The following is a 19,219-nucleotide window of genomic DNA, read 5'->3' as shown; positions in this document are numbered from 1 at the left end:
ACCTGCGGCACACGGGCCGCATCCATATAAGAAAGAAGGAAACGACATGAGCGATTACGCCATCAATACCAAGTGCGTCCAGGGCGGCTATACGCCGGGCAACGGCGAGCCCCGCCAGATCCCCATTATCCAGTCCACCACATTTAAATATGACACCAGCGAGGACATGGGCAAGCTGTTCGACCTGGAGGCCAGCGGATATTTCTATACCCGCCTGCAAAACCCCACCAACGACATGGTGGCGGCCAAGATCTGCGACATGGAGGGTGGAACCGCCGCCATGCTCACCTCCTCCGGCCAGGCGGCCAACTTCTATGCTGTGTTCAACATCGCCAACTGCGGTGACCATGTGGTGGCCTCCTCCACCATCTACGGCGGCACCTATAACCTGTTCGCCGTGACCATGAAGAAGATGGGCATTGAGTTTACCTTCGTGGAGCCCGACTGCTCCGACGAGGAGCTGCAGGCCGCCTTCCGGCCCAACACCAAGGCCGTGTTCGGCGAGACCATCGCCAACCCCGCCCTCACCGTGCTGGATATTGAGCGCTTTGCCAAGGCGGCCCACGCCCACGGCGTGCCCCTGATCATGGACAACACCTTCGCCACCCCCGTGAACTGCCGCCCGTTTGAGTGGGGCTGCGACATCGTCACCCACTCCACCACCAAGTATATGGACGGCCACGGCGCCGCCGTGGGCGGCTGCATCGTGGACAGCGGAAAGTTCGACTGGATGGCCCACGCGGACAAGTTCCCCGGCCTGTGTACCCCCGACGAGAGCTATCACGGCATCACCTATGCCGAGAAGTTCGGCCAGGGCGGGGCCTTCATCACCAAGGCCACGGCCCAGCTGATGCGGGACTTCGGGTCCATCCAGGCCCCCCAGAATGCCTTCCTGCTGAATCTGGGGCTGGAGAGCCTGCATGTGCGCATGGCCCGCCACTGTGAAAACGCCCTGGCGGTGGCCAAATATCTGAAGGGCAGCCCCAAGGTGGCCTGGGTCACCTATCCCGGCCTGGAGGGGGACAAGTATTACGACATCGCCAAGAAGTATATGCCCAATGGCACCTGCGGCGTGGTCTCCTTCGGCGTAAAGGGCGGACGCAAGGCGGCGGAGGAGTTTATGAAGCACCTGCGCCTGGCCGCCATCGAGACCCACGTGGCCGACGCCCGCACCTGTTGCCTGCACCCCGCCTCTGCCACCCACCGGCAGATGAACGACGCGGAGTTGGCCGCCGCCGGCATCACCCCCGACCTGGTGCGCATGTCCTGCGGCATTGAGGATGCCGCCGATCTCATCGCCGATATCGACCAGGCTCTGGCCCAGGTCTGAGAAACAAAGCAAACGGGGCCGGTGCCCCCAAGAAAGGGAATCAAACATGAAAAATATGAAATTTAAGTCTGGAACCATTTTGATGTATGAGTGCTCCGGCCCGGAGTACTCCAAGCTGCGGCAGATCTTCGCCATGCTCCGCCTGCGGATGCGTCCCGTCACCCCGGACAAGTATCACCTGACCCTGGCCGAGCTGGCCGACGGCAAGGGCGATCCCCTGGAGGATGCCTCCGACGTGAAGCCCGTGCCCGAGCGGATGCTGGTGTTCTGCGGCCTGAACCAGGTGCTGCTGGCCCAGGTGCTGGAGGTCATCCGTCTGGCCAAGCTGCCCCCCATCCCCATGAAGGCCGTGCTGACCATGAACAACCTGCAGTGGAACACTATGCAGCTGTACGAAGAGCTGTGCCGGGAGCGGGAAGCTGTCCAGGCCCAGCAGAACGGCCAGGCCCCCGCAGAGGCCGGTGGCGAGGAGAACGCCGAGGCCGAAGCTCCCAAAACTGAGGAGACGAAGCCCGAGGAGCCCAAGACCGAGGAAACGCCGGAAGAAAAGGCTTGACACAGCCCAGGGCTTCGGGTAAAATAAACACGATGATCCGGTAGGTAAGGCTACCACAGGGATATGGGTCGCTGCCGCAAAGGAATGGAGACATTCCACGCTGGTTTGAACAGGTCCTGTCGAAAACAAGGCAGAATCTAATGCGACTTCACCGCCCTGTGATGCTAAAGCTCGAACGGTGGCAGAGAAGCGTGTTTTCCAAAGCTGATTTCAGTACGCATGCCGCCGTGAGGGGTATGCGTACTTTTTTATGCCCGATTTGACACCGGGTCGGAATCAGACCGGCGCTTGAGCCGAGACAAAAAAGAGAGGTGAACCATCCATGGACAGCGGCAGTAGAGGTCCCGGCAGACCAGACCGTCCATTCGATTCTATAGGATACCTGCGCCGTTCCCGTGGAATGGCGCAGACCGACGGCTGAGAAAAAGCCGGAACCTCCTGTCAACAGACGGCGTTTGCCGACAAATGACAAGGAGGAACTGAATATGATGATGAATCGCATGAATACCAATGCCATCCGCACCCAGCGGGTGGAGGAGATCATGTCCCGTGAGCCCCTGGCCCTGTCCCCCATGATGCGGGCGGGGGAGGCACTGGCCCGGCTGCGCCAGGTGGGGGTGCCCCGGGACTTCATGGCCAACTGCTATGTGGTGGACGAGCGCTTCTGCCTGCTGGGCCTGGTGACGGTGCGGGACCTGATCATGGCCCCCACGGGAAAGCGCCTGGACCAGTTCATGGCCCAGCCCGCCGCCCGGCTGCACCCGGAGGACGACCAGGAGCGGGCCGTGGAGGAGATGGACCGCCTGGACCAGGTGGAGCTGCCCGTGGTGGACGAGCAGGACCGCCTGGTCGGCACGGTGACGGCGGACGACGCCATGGACGTGATGCAGGCCGAGGCCACCGAGGACATGGAGCGCATGGCGGCCATGGCCCCCTCTGAGCGGCCCTATCTCCGCACCCGGGTGTGGGACCTTTACCGCAGCCGCATTTTCTGGCTGCTGCTGCTGATGCTGTCGGCGGCCTTTACCGGGGCCATCATCACCCACTTTGAAAACGCCTTGGCCGCGCAAGTAGTGCTGACGGCCTTTATCCCCATGCTCATGGACACCGGCGGAAACTGCGGCAGCCAGTCCTCCGTCACCGTGATCCGGGGCCTGTCCCTGGGGGAGATCAAAAGCGGCGACTGGCTGCGGGTGATGTGGAAGGAACTGCAGGTGGGCCTGCTGTGCGGCGGGACGCTGGCGGCGGTGAACATGGCCCGGCTGTGCCTGCTGGGCAGCACGGACTTCCCCGTGGCCCTGGCGGTGAGCCTGACCCTCATCGTCACCGTGACCTGCGCCAAGCTGTTGGGCTGCTGTCTGCCCATTCTGGCCAGCCGGATGAGGCTGGACCCGGCGGTGATGGCCAGCCCTCTGATCACCACCATCGCCGACGCGGTGTCTTTGGTAGTCTATTTCCGTATCGCCGTATGTCTGCTGAAGCTATAACGGCGAGAGGCGGCGGCGGGCATTTTTGCGAAGATGTCACGATTGGCCATAAAAGCGACGATTTTTGGACAAACTATGCACAAAGAGGTATTGACACCCCCATTTTTCTTCCCTATAATAAAAAATTGTCCCGGACCTGCGGGTCACGGGGCAATTTTTATTGTTGAAAGGGGTTCTCCCAAATGAGCGACCAGCGTGTTTACAACTTCTCCGCCGGCCCGTCCATGCTTCCTGTGTCCGCACTGGAGCGCGCCGGGTCTGAGATCACCAACTACCGGGGTACCGGTATGTCAGTGATGGAGATGAGTCACCGCTCTAAGGCATTTGTCCAGATTTTTGAGGAGACCCAGGCTAAGCTGCGCCGACTGATGGATGTGCCGGAGGGCTATAAGATCCTGTTTTTGCAGACGGGTGCCTCCGGCCAGTTCTCCATGGTTCCTCTGAACCTGATCGGAAAGACCGGGAAGGCGGATTACGCCGTCACCGGCAACTTCTCCAATCTGGCTTATAAGGAGGCCAAAAAGTACGGCCAGATCAACCTGGCCGCCTCCTCTGAGGACAAGGATCACAGCTATATTCCCACCCAGGATCAGCTGACGCTGGACAAGGATGCCAGCTACTTCTATTACTGCGCCAACAACACCATCTATGGCACCGAGTGGGGCTATGTCCCCGAGACCGGCGATGTGCCCCTGGTGTGCGACATGTCCTCTGACATTCTGTCCATGCCTGTGGATGTGTCCAAGTACGGCATCATCTTCGCCGGCGCCCAGAAGAACCTGGCCCCCGCCGGCCTCACCGTGGTCATCATCCGGGAGGACCTGGCCGGCCACGAGCTGCCCTATACCCCGCTGATGATGAACTATCAGACCATGATCGACAAGGACTCCATGTATAACACCCCGCCCTGCTGGTGCATCTATATGCTGGGCCTGAATCTGGACTGGGTGGAGGCCCAGGGCGGGGCCCAGGCCATGGAGCAGCGCAAGTGGCAGCGGGCCAACATGCTGTACGACACCCTGGACAGCTCCAAGCTGTTCCGGTGCCACGCCCAGAAGGGCTCCCGTTCCGGCATGAACGTGACCTTCCGCACCGGCGATGCCGAGCTGGATGCCAAGTTCGTGGCCGAGGCCACCCAGGCCGGGTTCGTCAACCTGAAGGGCCACCGGAAGGTGGGCGGCATGCGCGCCTCCATCTATAACGCCATGCCCATCGAGGGCGTGGAGAAGCTGTGCGACTTCATCAAGAAGTTTGACAAAGAGAACTGAACAGAGACCGATCCGCATTCCCGCCCCTGAAACAGGGGCGGGAATTATAAAAACTCAAATTTTACCAAGACTAAAAGAGGTTTTCAATATGTATCGCATTAAGACTTTGAACAAGATCTCCAGCGCCGGTCTGGCCCGGCTGGACCAGACCCGCTTTCAGGTGGGCAACGATGTAGAGAACGAGGACGGCATCCTGGTCCGTTCCGCCGCCATGCACGACTACGAGTTCCCCCAGGCTCTGCGGGCCATCGCCCGCGCCGGTGCCGGCACCAATAACATCCCCATCGACCGCTGCTCGGAGAACGGCATCGTGGTCTTCAACACCCCCGGCGCCAACGCCAACGCGGTGAAGGAGCTGGTCGTTGCCGCCATGCTCATCGCCTCCCGGGATATCATGGGCGGCGCCAAGTGGGTGCAGGAGCAGGCCAACACCGAGGGCGTGGACGTGGCCGCCGCGGTGGAGAAGGGAAAGTCCGCCTTTGTGGGCCCGGAGCTGTATAAAAAGACTCTGGGTGTCATCGGCCTGGGTGCCATCGGCGCGCTGGTGTGCAATGCGGCCCTGGAGCTGGGCATGGACGTGTATGGCTATGACCCCTTCCTGTCTGTGGACGCCGCTCTGCGGCTGGACCGCCACGTCCATGTGGTGAAGGACGTGAACGAGCTCTATAAAGTCGCCGATTATGTGACCATCCACGTGCCCTTCAACAACGATACCAAGGACTTTATCAACGCCGAGGCCATCTCCAAGATGAAGGGCCAGGTGCGGGTCCTGAATCTGGCCCGGGGCGGCCTGGTCAACGACGACGACATGATCGAGGCCCTGAACTCCGGCCGCGTGGCCAAGTATGTCACCGACTTCCCCGACAACAAGATCACCACCGCCAAGAACGTGATCGCCCTGCCCCACCTGGGCGCCTCCACCCCCGAGAGCGAAGAGAACTGCGCCGCCATGGCCGCCCAGGAGCTGCGGGACTATCTGGTCAACGGCAACATCACAAACTCCGTGAATATGCCCAGCGTGTCCCAGGAGTGGAGCGGCATCGCCCGGGTGTGCATCATCCACAAGAACGTGCCCGCCATGCTCACCAAGATCATGACCACCCTGTCTGACGACAACATCAACGTGGAGAATATGACCAACAAGTCCAAGAAGGACTACGCCTATACCATGGTGGACGTGAACACCCGCATCAACGACCAGGTGGCCGACGAGCTGCGGGCCATCGAGGGCGTCATCCGCGTCCGGGTGCTGAATCACTGATGCGGCTGCGGGTGCAGTATAACGCCCCGGTGGTGCTCACCTTCGCTTTTTTGGCCCTGGCGGCTCTGGTTGCCGGGAACCTCACCGGCGGCTGGACCACCACCAGATTTTTCAGTGTCTATCGTGCCTCTTTCACAGACCCGCTGACCTATTTCCGGCTGGTGGGCCATGTGCTGGGCCATGCCAACTACAGCCACTATATGGGAAACATGATGCTGCTGCTGGTGGTGGGCCCGCCTCTGGAGGAACGCTATGGCTCCGGCCGCCTGCTGGGCTGTATGTTCATCACCGCCCTCACCTCGGGCCTGGTGCAGTTTTTTCTGTTTCCGGGTACGGCCCTGCTGGGGGCCAGCGGCATCGTGTTTATGTGCATCCTCCTGTCCTCCCTGTCCGGGATGCGGGGGGGAGCCATCCCGCTGACGCTGATCCTGGTGGCGGTGTTCTATCTGGGCGGCGAATGGCTGGATGCCGTCACCGTCCAGGACAATGTGTCCCACCTGACCCACATCGTGGGCGGCCTGTGCGGAGCCATTCTGGGCTTTGCCATGAGAAAATAAGCAATAAGCAAACAAAAATGCTGCACTGTTTGGTTACAGTGCAGCATTTTTGTTTGTTGCCCTCTCAGTCACGGCTTCGCCGTGCCAGCTCCCCCAAAGGGGGAGCCAAGACCGTACCTTCAAGGTTCTTCCTCTTGCCTCCCACTTTGGGGGAGGTGCCCAGTGTGCACACTGGGCGGAGAGGGCCGCTTACCCGATCCTATGTCCGCCCCGGATGAGGAGCTTCACCGTGCCGGAGGTGGGGGTCAGGGTGCGTCCGGCGATGGTGGACATATACAGGTGGTTCTTAGTCAGGGCGGCGCCGTTGTTCACCGTACCCCCGGCGGACACGTCCACCAGGGCGGCGCTGCTGTCGTTGGTGCGCACGGTAGCGGTGCCCACCCGCAGCAGCACCTCGCACCCCACGTCCAGGGAAAGGGTCTGGCCGCTGGTTAGAGTGATAAGGGTGTAACCGGCGGCGGAGCCGGAATTCCCCCCGGCAGTGCCGGACTGCTGCTGATAGGCGGCGATCTGGTCGGAGAGGGTTTTGGCCAGCTCCGTCTGCCGCTGGGCGGCCTTGGTCTCCACCTGGCTGACCACGCCGGGCAGGGCGGTCTGCTCCAGATAGCTCAGGGTGACCAGGGGGTCGTTCTTGTCCCCGGTGGCGGCCAGGGCGGCCCCGCTGCACAGCAGGGTGAGGGCCAGGGCGGCGGGGAGGAACCGTCTGTATTTTTTCATGTCTGTACTCCTTTGCAAGGGCGGGCCCACGGCCCGGTTTTCTTATGTAGGGGAGCCGCCCAAAGGGGCTCCCCGCTGGGTGGCGTTCAGACCATGGTCTCCGGGTGCAGCCCCAGGCTGACGGCAATGGCCGCATCCACCTGGCGCATCACGCCGTCATCCAGCCGCCCCATCTTCTCCCGCAGGCGGCGCTTATCCAGGGTGCGCACCTGCTCCAGCAGGATGATGGACTGCTTGGGCAGTCCGCAGCTGAGGGGGGAGACGGAAATATGGGTGGGCAGCCGGGCCTTCCCGGTCTGGGAGGTGATGGCTGCGGCGATGACGGTGGGGCTGTGGCGGTTGCCGGTGTCGTTCTGCACGATGAGCACCGGGCGCACGCCCCCCTGCTCGCTGCCCACCACCGGGCTGAGATCGGCGTAGAAGATGTCGCCTCGTTTCACACTGTTGTCCACGTGCGTTCACACTCCGCTGGAAGGATAGTGCGCGTTACCCGGGCGAAGGGCCTATGTAACGCAGCACTATAAGTCTCCCACGGGGCGGCGGGGATTATACCTGCCCGCGTCCCCTTTTCCGAAGAGAGCATCATGCCCGGAACGTAGGGGCCGCTGTCCCCAGCGGCCCGCCGGGTCGATGAGGACATCGACCCCTACGGAACACGCTCCGCAGCAGTCTCTTCACGTCATCCTATGCACAGGGGTGGGGATGGATACTTTCGGTTAAGTCTCAGGCCCGTCCACATAGACCCGGGGGACCCGGTCGGTCAGGTCGCACAGCAGCTCGTACACGATGGTGCCGATGGCCTGGGCTGCCCGCTCTGTCTGGCCGGGACCATAGACCAGCACCTCGTCCCCGGTTTTTACATCGGGCACATCGGTGACATCGATCATGCACATGTCCATGCAGATGCGGCCCACGATGGGGCAGGGGACGCCGTGGACGATCAGCTCCATGTGGTTGGACAGCAGCCGGGGAAAGCCGTCTCCATAGCCGATGGGCACCACCGCCAGGCGGGAATCCCGGGCCAGAGTGGCGGTGCGGCCATAGCTGACGCAGGACCCGGCGGGCAGCTCCCGCACCACGTACACCCGGCTCTTCACCGTCATCACCGGGCGCAGCTCCAGCCCGTGGGGCAGGGGCATGTCCGGGGCGGGGGAGTAGCCGTACAGGGCGATGCCCGGGCGGACCATGTCCATGTGGGTGCAGGCATAGCGCAGGGTGGCGGCGCTGGCCCCGCAGTGGTACAGGGGGAAGGTCACGCCGCGCTGGGCCAGGGTAGTGCGGGCATCCTGAAAGCGGTGGAGCTGCTCCTCGGTATAGGCCTCGCTGCCGTCGGCATCGGAGAAGTGAGTGAACATGCCCCCCGCACGCAGACCGGGCAGGGCGCACAGGGCGGAAATATGGTCGGCCACGGCGGTGTTGTCCCCGTCCAGCTGCCATAAAAAGCCGATGCGGCCCATGCCCGTGTCCAGCTTTACATGGATGTCCAGCACGCCCCCGGCTCGCTGGGCGGCCTGGGACAGAGCACGGCCCGTCTCCAAGTCGCCCACCGTCTGGGTGACCCGGTATTTCAGCAGCAGGTCCATCTGTTCTGCAGGGGTATACCCAAGGCAGAGGATGGGCAGGGTGATCCCTGCGTTCCGCAGCTGGGCCGCCTCGGCCAGACAGGCCACGGCCAACATATCACAGCCCAGCGTTTCCAGCTTTTTGGCCACGGGCACGGCCCCGTGGCCATAGGCGTTGGCCTTGACCAGCCCCAGGAATTTGCAGCCCGCCGGGGTCAGGGCGCGCAGGGCGTGATAGTTGTGGGCCAGGGCGTTCAGGTCCACCTGGGCCCAGGTCCTCATCTTTGTGAAATCCTCCATAGCGATCCCTCTTATCTCTTGTGTGGGGCCGGGATGATGCTCCCGGCAAGATCATGTTTTGGCAAAGACGGAAAAGTCGCACCGGATGGCCCGAAAGCCATCCCGGCTGAGCTCTCCTCTTATGAGCTGGTGGCTGTCCGGCTGGAACCACAGGGTGGTCTCCAAGCCGGTGCCGGGGTCCGACTCCGGGTCGGCGCAGTCCACCCGCAGCAGGCCGTCCTCCTCCAGCCGGCAGGCGGTGATATAGCCGGTGCGGGCCGTCTCTACCAGGGCGGGCAGGGCGGCGGCGGGGGTGAGCCCTTCCGGGTCCAGAGGCCCCGTCTCCACCCACAGGCCGTCGAACTCCAACGCCCCGGAGTCCTCCGTCAAAACGGCGGTGAGCCCGGTCACCGTGTCCGGGGCGGTGAGGGTCAGCCGGGTCTGTTTCCCGTCAAACTCCGCCGCCACGGTGTAGTCATACACCCGCTGGCCATAGTCGGCGGTGATCTCCGCCTGGGCGGTCCAGGTATTCAGTACGGCGTATTCCCCCCGGATGGCCAGAGCCAGCTCCTCTGCCTCCCCTACCCCGCCGGGAGGGCGGCCGCAGGCGGACAGCAGCAGTATCATTGGTACGCAAAGCAGCACCTTGCGCACAGCAGAAAGCCTCCCTTTTACGTTATGTCCCGGAGCACGGCTCCAGGGACTTAAAGACTTTGGGCAGGGCTTCGATCATGTCCCCGGGGGTCATGGCGTACTCGCCAAATTCCCGGGCACACAGGTCGCCGCAGGCGGCGTGGATGGCCACGGCCTGGGCCGCCAGGGGCCACAGGTCATCAGGGCCGGAGCGCAGATGCCGCTGACCCCACAGACCAGCTGCGATGCCGGAGAGCACGTCGCCGGAGCCGCCCTTGGCCATGCCCGGATTGCCGCTCACGTTCACCCAGGCCCGGCCGTCCGTGGCGGCGGTGACCGTGGCGTGGCCCTTCAGCACCAGACCGCACCGGTGGGCGGCGGCGAAGTCCCGGGCGGCTGAGAGCCGGTCCTCCAGGGGGAGGGCGCAGCCGGTGAGCCGCTGGAACTCCCCGTCGTGGGGGGTGAGCAGGGTGGGGGCGGAGCGGGTATCCAGAATATCTATATGCCCGGCCAGGGCGTTTATGCCGTCGGCATCCAGCACCACGGGACAGGGGAGGTCCCGGAGCAGTCTGCGGGCCAGCTCACGGGCGGCGGGGTCAGCGCCCAGGCCGGGGCCGATGACGGCCGCATCGCAGCCCTTGGCCCGGGAGAGAAGTTCCTCATAGCGGTCGGGGATGGGGAAGGGCATGGCCTCGCTACACTTGACGGCCACGATGGGATAGATCTCGTTCGGCACAGCCAAAAACACCAGCCCGGCCCCGGAGCGGACGGCGGCCCGGGCGGCGAACACCGGGGCCCCGGTGAAGCCCACGCCGCCGCACAGGAGAAACAGCTTGCCGAAGTCCCCCTTGTGGGCCGTCCGGGGACGGCGGGGGAGGGTGTCCGGCCCTTTCACCGCCCACAGATCCCCTTCCGTGAGCAGGGGGGCGGTGAGGTCGTCGGGCAGACCGATGTCAACGACCCGCACCTGCCCGGAGTACACCCGGCCCTGGTCCAGATACAGCCCGGGCTTGGCGGCGGTGAAGGTGACGGTCATGTCCGCCCGCACGGCCTGGCCTAAAATGCGGCCCGTATCCCCGTCCAGTCCGGTGGGCAGGTCGCAGGCGACGACGGGACAATGCAGGCTGTTCAGCCGCCGCACCGCCGCCAGAAAAGCCCGCTGCACCGGGCGCTTGAGGCCCACGCCCAGCAGAGCGTCGATGGCGCAGTCGCACAGACTCAGCCAGGCGGACTGCTCCAGGTCGTCGGGGTCGAATTCCTCGATTTTCCCGCCCAGGTCACGGAGACGGCGGGCCATCTCCCGGGCATCGGAGGTCATTTTGGCCCAGTCGCCCACCAAAATGGTACGGACGCAGATGCCCCGCTCCATCAGCAACCTTGCGGCGGCCAGCCCGTCGCCCCCGTTGTTCCCCGGTCCGCAGAACACGGCGGCCCAGGGGGCGCAGTCCTGTTCCCGGCGCTTTAAAAGGGCCCGGACCGTCTCGGGCGGTTCGGCAGACCCGCCGGAGCAAAAGGCCACAGGGGCAAACTCGTTCTCCCGGCGGCGGTCAGCCAGAAGCTCCTCCGCCGCTTCGGCCACAGCCCGGGCGGCCCGCTCCATCAGGTCCAGGGAGGGGATGCCCCGCTCTTCTATGGCGATGTGGTCCAGCTGGCGGCACTGCTGGGGGGTGAGCAGGGGCTGCATACGATCACCTCCATCAAACAAAAACAGAAAATTACTTCAGGAAGCCGTTGACGATCTGCTCCTCGGCCTCCTTCTCGGTGAGGCCCAGGGTCATCAGCTTGGTCAGCTGTTCCCCGGCGATCTTGCCGATGGCGGCCTCGTGGACCAGCTGGGCATCCAGACAGTTGGCCGTCACCTCGGGGATGGCGGAGACCACGCCCTGGTCCATGATGATGGCATCGCACTCGGAGTGGCCATAGCAGGGGGCGTTGCCGTTGATGCGGGCCAGGAACACCTGCTTGGACTGATCCCGGGCCACGCTGCGGGAGATGACGTTGGTGTGGCAGCCCGCCCCGTTCAGGTCCACGGTGAAGTCGGACTTGGCGTGCTGCTTGCCGTGGGTCATCACCTTCTCATGGATGATGAGGGTGGCATCAGGACCCAGGGTGGCCCGGGTGACCCGGACGGTGGAGTCCACGCCCTTGATCTGGGTGGTCTCCATCTCCATATAGCTGCCCTCGTCCAGCTCCACCACGGTGGTGGGGTTCATAATGTTCTCGCCGCTTCCGTCCCCTTCGCCGTAGTGCCGCTCGACATAGCGCACCCTGGCATTTTTGCCCACGTGGAAGGTGTGGATGCCGTCGTGCTGACTGTTCTGCACGCCGCAGTTGTGGATGCCGCAGCCGGCCACGATGGTCACGTCGCAGTTGTCCCCGATGAAGAAGTCGTTGTACACCAGGTCGGTCAGGCCGCTCTCGCTGAGGACCACGGGGATGTGGACGGACTCGTTCTTGGTGCCCGGCTTGATGATGATGTCAATGCCGTCCTTGTCGGTCTTGGATACGATGTCGATGTTGGCGGTGGTGTTCCGGCCGGCCTTTTTGCCGTTGGCCCGGATGTTATAGGCCCCTTCGGGCACTTCATGCAGCTGGGCCACCTCCTCTAAGAGGTGCTGCTGAATGGGATCGATCATAGCGTTTTCTCCTCCTTGTCAGATGCTCAGCGGACCTTATCGGACAGGGCGCTGCACACGCTGGACGAGCTGTCCAGCAGGCCGGGCAGGATGTCCTTTCGGGCTCCATCCTGCTGCACCCGGCCGTCGGCCAGGACCACGATGCGGTCGGCGATGTTCAGAATGCGCTCCTGGTGAGAGATGATAAGAATGGAGCCGTTGATCTTCTCATGGAGATGCTCGAACACCTGGATCAGGTTGGAGAAGGACCACAGGTCGATGCCCGCCTCCGGCTCGTCAAAGACGGACAGCTTGGTGCCCCGGGCCATGATCATGGCGATCTCGATGCGCTTGAGCTCGCCGCCGGACAGGGAGGCGTCCACCTCCCGGTCGATATAGTCCTTGGCGCACAGGCCCACCTCGGACAGATAGTCGCAGGCCTCGGGCACGCCGATGCTCTTGCCGCTGGCCAGGGTGATGAGATCCTTCACCGTAAGGCCCTTAAAGCGCACAGGCTGCTGAAAGGCAAAGCTGATGCCCTTGCGGGCCCGCTGGGTGATGCTAAGACCGGTGATGTCCTCCCCGTCCAGCAGGATGCGGCCCTGGGTGGGGGTGAGAATGCCGGCGATGACCTTGGCCAGGGTGGACTTGCCGCCGCCGTTGGGGCCGGTGATGGCCACAAAGCGCTCGTTGATGGTCAGGTTGATGTCCCGCAGGATATCCTTGCTCTCGCCGTCCTGCTCCACACCAAAGCTGATGTGCTGTAATTCTAACATAGCTTCCTCCATAAAGCCGCCCTAGGCGGCGTGTCTGTGGTATTGTGTCCCGGGGCAGCCGCAGGCAAACAGGCTGCGCCGGGAATATCCTATTTTACCACCGGAAAAAGCCCTTGTCCAGCAAGGCGGAGGGACATGTTGGCGGGAATTGAAGTAAAAACACGCTTTTTTTCGCTCTATTTCCTAATTTGGGATTTTCCCCTTGCAAAGGGGCGGATTTTGTGATATAAGTACCATTAGTTTGAAATGCGTCGAACGGGAAAATAGCGGGACTTCGTGTCTAAGAGAGGGGCGGTCATCGGCTGCAAGCCGCCCTGTCACCTGCCGCTTGGTTCGCCCGGGAGCGGCCCGTGAGAGCGGGACGGGGTCCTTCCCCCCGTTACCAAAGGAAAAAGTGTGCGCTGCGGGCATGACCTGGCGGCGTGAATGCGGGTGGTACCGCGGAAGGGTTGCCTTTCGTCCCAGAGTGCTGGGGGGAAAGGCTTTTTTGCTGCCCAAAACCGGAAAAGATCATTCCAAAAGGAGTTTTTACCATGAAAGAACAGTTAGCGAACATTCGCACCCAGGCTCTGGAGGCCTTTGAGCAGGCCCGGGATTCCGCCGCCCTGGACGCCCTGCGGGTGCAGTATCTGGGCAAGAAGGGCGAGCTGACCGCCGTGCTCAAGCAGATGGGCAAGCTGTCTGCCCAGGAGCGCCCCGCCATGGGCCAGCTGGCCAACGAGGTCCGCGCCGCCCTGGAGAGTGCCATCGAGTCCGCCGGCAAGAAGCTGGAGGCCGCCGCCCTGGAGGCCCGGCTGAAGGCCGAGACGGTGGATGTGACCATCCCCGGTCAAAACGTGACCATCGGCCACAAGCACCCCATGTACCTGGCCCTGGACGAGATCAAGGACATCTTTGTGGGCATGGGCTTTACCATTCTGGACGGCCCGGAGATCGAGCTGGCCTACTACAACTTCGACCGCCTGAACGCCGAGGAGGGCCACCCCTCCCGGGACTGGTCGGACACCTTCTATTTTGACGAGGACAGCCGGGTGATGCTGCGCAGCCAGACCAGCCCCATGCAGGTCCACGCCATGGAGACCATGAAGCTGCCCATCCGCATCGTGGCCCCCGGCCGGGTGTACCGCAAGGACGAGGTGGATGCCACCCACTCCCCCATGTTCCACCAGATCGAGGGTATGGTCATCGACAAGAACGTGACCATGGCCGACCTGAAGGGCACCCTGAACGCCGTGATGGAGCAGCTGTTCGGCAAGGGCACCGTCACCCGCTTCCGCCCCCACCACTTCCCCTTCACCGAGCCCAGCTGCGAGATGGACGTGCAGTGCCACAAGTGCGGCGGCAAGGGCTGCCCCACCTGCAAGGGCGAGGGCTGGATCGAGGTGCTGGGTGCCGGCATGATCCATCCCCGGGTGCTGGAGATGAGCGGCATCGACCCGGAGGTCTATTCCGGCTGGGCCTTCGGCATGGGCCTGGAGCGCCTGGCCATGCGCCAGTTCAAGATCGCCGACCTGCGGCTGATCTTTGAAAACGATGTCCGGTTCCTGGAACAGTTTTGATAATACTCTGATTCAGAGAAAGCGATAAAAGCCGAGACTGTCAAAAAAGCCTGTCATTGCGAGGAGGCCCAACGGGCCGACGTGGCAATCCGTTTCTAAAACTCACGAGTATCAGCACATTTCCGACTTTTGGGTTACGGATTCCCACGTCGCTGCGCTCCTCGGAATGACAGAAATGGGTTTATTGACACGCTGGCCTTCCCCCCTGAGTGGGGAAGGCTGCGGGACGTGTATCTGCGTCCCTGTGATTTGATGACAAGGGAGTTTTAACTATGAATTTAAGCCGTAAATGGCTCAACGAGTTCGTCACTGTTGATGCCGATGATAAGGAATTTGCCGAGGCCATGACCCTGTCCGGCTCTAAGGTAGAGGTCACCGAGGACCTGGGTGCCGAGATATGCAGCGTGGTGGTGGGCCGCATCCTGTCCATGGAGCGCCACCCCGACTCCGACCATATGTGGGTGTGCCAGCTGGACGTGGGCAAGGAGGAGCCTGTGCAGATCGTCACCGGGGCCTGGAACGTCCACGTGGGCGACCTGGTCCCCGTGGCCCTGCACAAGTCCACCCTGCCCGGTGGAAAGAAGATCGAAAAGGGCAAGCTGCGGGGTGTGGTGTCCAACGGCATGCTGTGCGGCCTGAGCGAGCTGGGCCTGGATGAGCGGGACTTCCCCTACGCCGCCATCACCGCCGCCGCTCTGCTCGGCGACTATAAGGCCATCGACCCGGCCAAGCCCTCCATCCCCGCCGACATCAAGCCCGGGGACAAGGTCTTTGGCCCCGTGGTATGCGCCGAGGTGCTGGAGTGCGAGACCCAGCCCGATGGAAGCTTCCACACCACCCTGGAGCTGGGCGGCTCCACCGCCAGCCCCGACACCCGGTGTATGAATCTGCACGTGGGCGACCTGGTGGCCTATCACACCAAGAGCGATTCTATCTGCACCCTGGCCGACCTCCACGCCGAGCAGCGGGAGTTCCCCCACTGCATCCCAGACGGCATTTTCGTCCTGCGTGAGGACTGCAAGCCCGGGGACGACATCAAGGCGGTGACCGGTCTGGACGACCATGTGGTGGAGTTTGAAATCACCCCCAACCGCCCCGACTGCCTGTCCGTCATCGGCCTGGCCCGGGAGGCCGCCGCCACCTTCAATCAGGAGCTGCGCCTGCACACCCCTGAGGTGAAGGGCGGAGCTGCGGGCAGCCTGGTGGAGCTGCTGGACGTGGAGACCCCCGCCGCCGACCTGTGCCCCCGCTACACCGCCCGCATGGTGCGCAACGTGAAGATCGCCCCCTCCCCCAAGTGGATGCGGGAGCGGCTGCGCAGCATGGGCGTGCGCCCCATCAACAACATCGTGGACATCACCAACTATGTGATGCTGGAGTATGGCCAGCCCATGCACGCCTTTGACTATCGCTATGTAAAGGGCGGCAAGATCATCGTCCGCCGGGCAGAGGAGGGGGAGAAGCTCACCACCCTGGACGGCAAGGAGCACACCCTCACCGCCAGCCACCTGGTCATCGCCGACGACACCCGGGCCGTGGGCCTGGCGGGCATCATGGGCGGCGAGAACAGCGAGATCGTCGCCGACACTGCCGACGTGGTGTTCGAGTCCGCCAATTTCGACGGCACCTGTATCCGCAAGGGCGCTCTGGCCCTGGGTATGCGCACCGAGGCCAGCGCCAAGTTCGAGAAGGGCCTGGACCCCATGAATACCCTGCCCGCCGTGGACCGGGCCTGCGAGCTGGTGGAGCTGCTGGGCGCTGGCGAGGTGGTGGACGGCGTCATCGACATCCTGAACTATGTGCCCCACCCCACCGTCCTGCCTCTGGAGCCGGAGAAGATCAACGCCCTGCTGGGCACCGACGTGGAGCGGGAGGAGATGGTCCGCATCCTGGAGAAGCTGGACTTTGCCATCGACGGCGACCAGGTCACCGTGCCCTCCTGGCGGGGCGACGTGCTGCGGATGAACGACCTGGCCGAGGAGGTGGCCCGGTTCCACGGCTATAACAATATCCCCTGCACCCTCCAGCGGGGCGAGACCACCCAGGGCGGCTATTCCGACGAGCAGAAGCTGGAGCAGCAGCTGGGGAGCGTATGCCGTGCCTGCGGCTATGACGAGATCATCACCTATTCCTTCATCTCCCCCACCTACTACGATAAGATCCGCTGGGCGCAGGACGACCCCCGCCGCCAGTCCTTCAAGATCCTGAACCCCCTGGGGGAGGACACCTCCATCATGCGCACCACCACCCTGCCCTCCATGCTGGAGATCCTCACCCGGAACTATAACTATCGCAACAAGGCCGCCCGCCTGTACGAGCTGGGCCGGGTCTATCTCCCCGGCGGAGAGGACGGTCTGGCCACGGAGGAGAAGCTCCTCACCCTGGGCACCTATGGCGAGGGTGTGGATTTCTACACCGTAAAGGGCGTGGTCGAGGTGGTTTTGAAGCAGCTCCGGGCCGAGAACATCTCCTTCCGGGCAGTGAGCGACAACCCCTCCTATCACCCCGGCCGCTGCGCTGCGGTGTATGCCGGCGAGACCTGTGTGGGTGTGTTCGGACAGGTCCATCCCCTGGCAGCCCGGAACTACGGCGTGGATGCGGAGTTCTACTGCGCCGAGCTGAGCGTGGAGGCCCTGTCCCAGATCCGGGGCGGTGCGCCCGTCTATCAGCCCCTGCCCAAGTTCCCCTCCGTCACCCGTGACATCGCCGTGGTCTGTGCCGAGGCCGTCACCGTGGGCGAGCTGGAGGAGGCCATCCGCAAGGGAGCCCGGGGCCTGCTGAAGGAGGTCAGCCTGTTCGATGTCTACCGCGGCAAGGGCGTGGAGGACGGCAAAAAGTCCGTGGCCTTCAACCTGGTCCTGCGGGCCGACGACCGCTCCCTCACCAGCGAGGAGGCGGACGAGGATGTGAAGAGCATCCTGGAGACCCTGAAAGCTGACTGCGACGCCGTGCTGCGGTAAGTTCGCTGTATTAAGAGCCATGCGGGCCGCCGTACAGAAATTTCCTCTGCGCGGCGGCCCGTGAATTTTGGCTTGACGCTGAGTTTTATGAGATAGGAGTGCTGCAAGACCATGAGAAGAGACCTGACCCGGGGGAGCGTGCTGAAAAACGTCATTCTGTTTTCCCTGCCCTATCTGCTGTCCTATTTTTTGCAGACCCTGTACGGCATGGCCGACCTGTTCATCATCGGCCGGTTCCGGGGGGTGGACAGCACCACGGCGGTGTCGGTGGGCTCTCAGGTGATGCACATGCTCACCGTGATGCTGGTGGGCCTTGCCATGGGGTCCACGGTGAGCATCGGTCAGGCGGTGGGCGGCGGCGACCGGAAGCGGGCCGGCCGGTGTATCGGCAACACGGTGACCCTGTTTATGGGGTTGTCCGTGGTCCTCACCGGGGTGCTGCTGTGTCTCACCCGGCCCATCGTGGCCCTCATGTCCACCCCGGCGGAGGCGGTGGAGGGTACGGCGGCCTATCTCACCATCTGTTTTTTGGGCATCCCCTTCATCACGGCCTATAACATCATCAGCTCCATATTCCGGGGGCTGGGGGACAGCAAAAGTCCCATGTACTTTATCGCCGTGGCCTGCGTGGCCAACATCGCCCTGGACTATCTGTTTATGGGGGCGCTGGACTTAGGCCCCGCCGGGGCGGCCCTGGGCACTACTCTGGCCCAGACGGTGAGCGTGGCGGTGTCCCTCTTCGTCATCCTCCGCCGGGACACGGGCATCCGCATCCATAAGAGCGACCTGCGGCCGGACCGGCTGGTGATGGGCAAAATATTGGGGATCGGCATCCCCGTGACCCTGCAGGACGGCTTTATCCAGGTCTCCTTCATCCTCATCACCGTCATCGCCAACCGCCGGGGCCTGACCGATGCGGCGGCGGTGGGCATTGTGGAGAAGATCATCAGCTTCCTGTTCCTGATCCCCTCCTCCATGCTGTCCACCGTGTCCGCCCTGGGGGCCCAGAACATCGGTGCGGGCAAGCCCAAACGGGCCATGGCCGCCCTGGGCTATGCCGCCGCTCTGGCCGGAGCCTTTGGAGCAGCCGCTGCGGCGGCAGTGCAGCTGACGGCGGAACCCCTGGTGGCCCTGTTCACCGACAGTGCCCGGGCCGACGGGGCGCAGGTAATAGAAATGGGCGGGCAGTATCTGCGCAGCTATGTATGGGACGTGTTTTTTGCCGGGGTCCATTTTAGCTTCAGCGGCTATTTCTGCGCCCGGGGAAAGTCGGGCCTGTCCTTTCTGCACAACTGCCTGTCCATCATCCTGGTGCGGGTGCCCGGGGCCTATCTGGCCTCCACCCTCTTCCCGGACACCCTGTTCCCCATGGGCCTGGCCAGCGCAGGGGGATCACTGCTGTCTGACGTGGTATGTGTGATCTGCTTTGTCTGGCTCATGCGCCGGGACAAAGCGCAGCGTGATGGGCCAGGGCTGGGAGAAGCGTGAAAACATGGCATGGCTCCCCCGTCTCATCGTTGGAGAAGAGGGCCATTTTTACAGTCAGCCTGTGCACAGGGAAACCGAGTTCGTGAAAACAGACAAAGTCATATCTTCGACCAAGAAATCCGCTTGACAAAAGCGGATTTTTTCTTATAATAATGCTCAAGCATTTTACCT

At 63.2% G+C, this 19,219-nt stretch carries 16 protein-coding genes and 1 riboswitch; of the genes, 9 read left to right on the top strand and 7 right to left on the bottom strand.

Annotation, left to right across the window (positions count from 1 at the left end; all coding sequences use genetic code 11):
• Window positions 1–46 precede the first annotated feature (46 nt).
• From H8S55_RS01155 to H8S55_RS01130, 6 genes are all read left to right on the top strand, one after another.
• The gene (locus H8S55_RS01155) at window positions 47–1,330 is read left to right on the top strand and encodes an O-acetylhomoserine aminocarboxypropyltransferase/cysteine synthase family protein (RefSeq protein WP_186877454.1); all 1,284 of its coding nucleotides are present in this window, start codon (window positions 47–49) and stop codon (window positions 1,328–1,330) included.
• Between the two features lie 46 nt (window positions 1,331–1,376).
• Window positions 1,377–1,886, top strand: a complete 510-nt coding sequence (locus H8S55_RS01150) for a DUF3783 domain-containing protein (protein WP_207721659.1) — start codon at window positions 1,377–1,379, stop codon at window positions 1,884–1,886.
• 29 nt (window positions 1,887–1,915) lie between these two features.
• A riboswitch (M-box (ykoK) riboswitch) is annotated at window positions 1,916–2,076 on the top strand.
• A gap of 295 nt (window positions 2,077–2,371) precedes the next feature.
• Entirely contained in the window at window positions 2,372–3,373 is a 1,002-nt protein-coding gene (gene mgtE / locus H8S55_RS01145; protein ID WP_186877452.1) for a magnesium transporter, read from the top strand.
• Between the two features lie 182 nt (window positions 3,374–3,555).
• Window positions 3,556–4,641 (top strand): 3-phosphoserine/phosphohydroxythreonine transaminase, encoded by a 1,086-nt coding sequence (gene serC, locus H8S55_RS01140; protein ID WP_186877451.1) that lies wholly within the window; start codon window positions 3,556–3,558, stop codon window positions 4,639–4,641.
• An 88-nt stretch (window positions 4,642–4,729) separates the two neighbouring features.
• Window positions 4,730–5,902, top strand: coding sequence for a phosphoglycerate dehydrogenase (locus H8S55_RS01135; RefSeq protein WP_147560557.1), 1,173 nt, complete (start codon window positions 4,730–4,732; stop codon window positions 5,900–5,902).
• Window positions 5,902–6,459, top strand: coding sequence for a rhomboid family intramembrane serine protease (locus H8S55_RS01130; protein ID WP_147560555.1), 558 nt, complete (start codon window positions 5,902–5,904; stop codon window positions 6,457–6,459). The genes H8S55_RS01135 and H8S55_RS01130 overlap by 1 nt, the downstream gene beginning before the upstream one ends.
• A gap of 189 nt (window positions 6,460–6,648) precedes the next feature.
• On the opposite strand, the gene H8S55_RS01125 is transcribed toward H8S55_RS01130, so the two are convergent.
• The 7 genes from H8S55_RS01125 to H8S55_RS01095 all read right to left on the bottom strand — a co-directional run bounded on the left by H8S55_RS01125 (window position 6,649) and on the right by H8S55_RS01095 (window position 13,041).
• A complete protein-coding gene (locus H8S55_RS01125; protein ID WP_186877450.1) occupies window positions 6,649–7,176 on the bottom strand; it encodes a porin family protein in 528 nt (175 codons plus the stop codon).
• A gap of 86 nt (window positions 7,177–7,262) precedes the next feature.
• Complete coding sequence (locus H8S55_RS01120; protein ID WP_186877449.1) at window positions 7,263–7,628, bottom strand: type II toxin-antitoxin system PemK/MazF family toxin; 366 nt, start codon at window positions 7,626–7,628, stop codon at window positions 7,263–7,265.
• Between the two features lie 264 nt (window positions 7,629–7,892).
• The gene (gene alr / locus H8S55_RS01115) at window positions 7,893–9,038 is read right to left on the bottom strand and encodes an alanine racemase (protein ID WP_186877448.1); all 1,146 of its coding nucleotides are present in this window, start codon (window positions 9,036–9,038) and stop codon (window positions 7,893–7,895) included.
• A gap of 51 nt (window positions 9,039–9,089) precedes the next feature.
• Window positions 9,090–9,671 (bottom strand): hypothetical protein, encoded by a 582-nt coding sequence (locus H8S55_RS01110; RefSeq protein ID WP_366467105.1) that lies wholly within the window; start codon window positions 9,669–9,671, stop codon window positions 9,090–9,092.
• A 22-nt stretch (window positions 9,672–9,693) separates the two neighbouring features.
• Window positions 9,694–11,334, bottom strand: a complete 1,641-nt coding sequence (locus H8S55_RS01105) for an NAD(P)H-hydrate dehydratase (protein WP_186877447.1) — start codon at window positions 11,332–11,334, stop codon at window positions 9,694–9,696.
• A 31-nt stretch (window positions 11,335–11,365) separates the two neighbouring features.
• Window positions 11,366–12,286: a SufB/SufD family protein gene (locus tag H8S55_RS01100; RefSeq protein WP_147560545.1), complete on the bottom strand. Its 921-nt coding sequence runs from the start codon at window positions 12,284–12,286 to the stop codon at window positions 11,366–11,368.
• A 26-nt stretch (window positions 12,287–12,312) separates the two neighbouring features.
• Window positions 12,313–13,041, bottom strand: coding sequence for an ABC transporter ATP-binding protein (locus H8S55_RS01095; protein WP_147560543.1), 729 nt, complete (start codon window positions 13,039–13,041; stop codon window positions 12,313–12,315).
• A 533-nt stretch (window positions 13,042–13,574) separates the two neighbouring features.
• Between H8S55_RS01095 and pheS the strand changes: the two genes are divergently transcribed.
• The 3 genes from pheS (at window position 13,575) to H8S55_RS01080 (ending at window position 19,048) form a co-directional block, all read left to right on the top strand.
• Window positions 13,575–14,600: a phenylalanine--tRNA ligase subunit alpha gene (gene pheS / locus H8S55_RS01090; protein ID WP_186877446.1), complete on the top strand. Its 1,026-nt coding sequence runs from the start codon at window positions 13,575–13,577 to the stop codon at window positions 14,598–14,600.
• A 272-nt stretch (window positions 14,601–14,872) separates the two neighbouring features.
• A complete protein-coding gene (gene pheT, locus H8S55_RS01085) occupies window positions 14,873–17,560 on the top strand; it encodes a phenylalanine--tRNA ligase subunit beta (protein WP_186877445.1) in 2,688 nt (895 codons plus the stop codon).
• Between the two features lie 111 nt (window positions 17,561–17,671).
• A complete protein-coding gene (locus tag H8S55_RS01080) occupies window positions 17,672–19,048 on the top strand; it encodes an MATE family efflux transporter (RefSeq protein ID WP_186877444.1) in 1,377 nt (458 codons plus the stop codon).
• The last annotated feature ends 171 nt before the right edge of the window (window positions 19,049–19,219 follow it).

It is taken from the genome of Flintibacter faecis, assembly GCF_014287875.1.
Lineage (GTDB): Bacteria > Bacillota > Clostridia > Oscillospirales > Oscillospiraceae > Lawsonibacter > Lawsonibacter faecis_A.
Note: the sequence above shows the minus strand (reverse complement) of the source record. Positions and strands in the feature narration are given on the sequence as shown.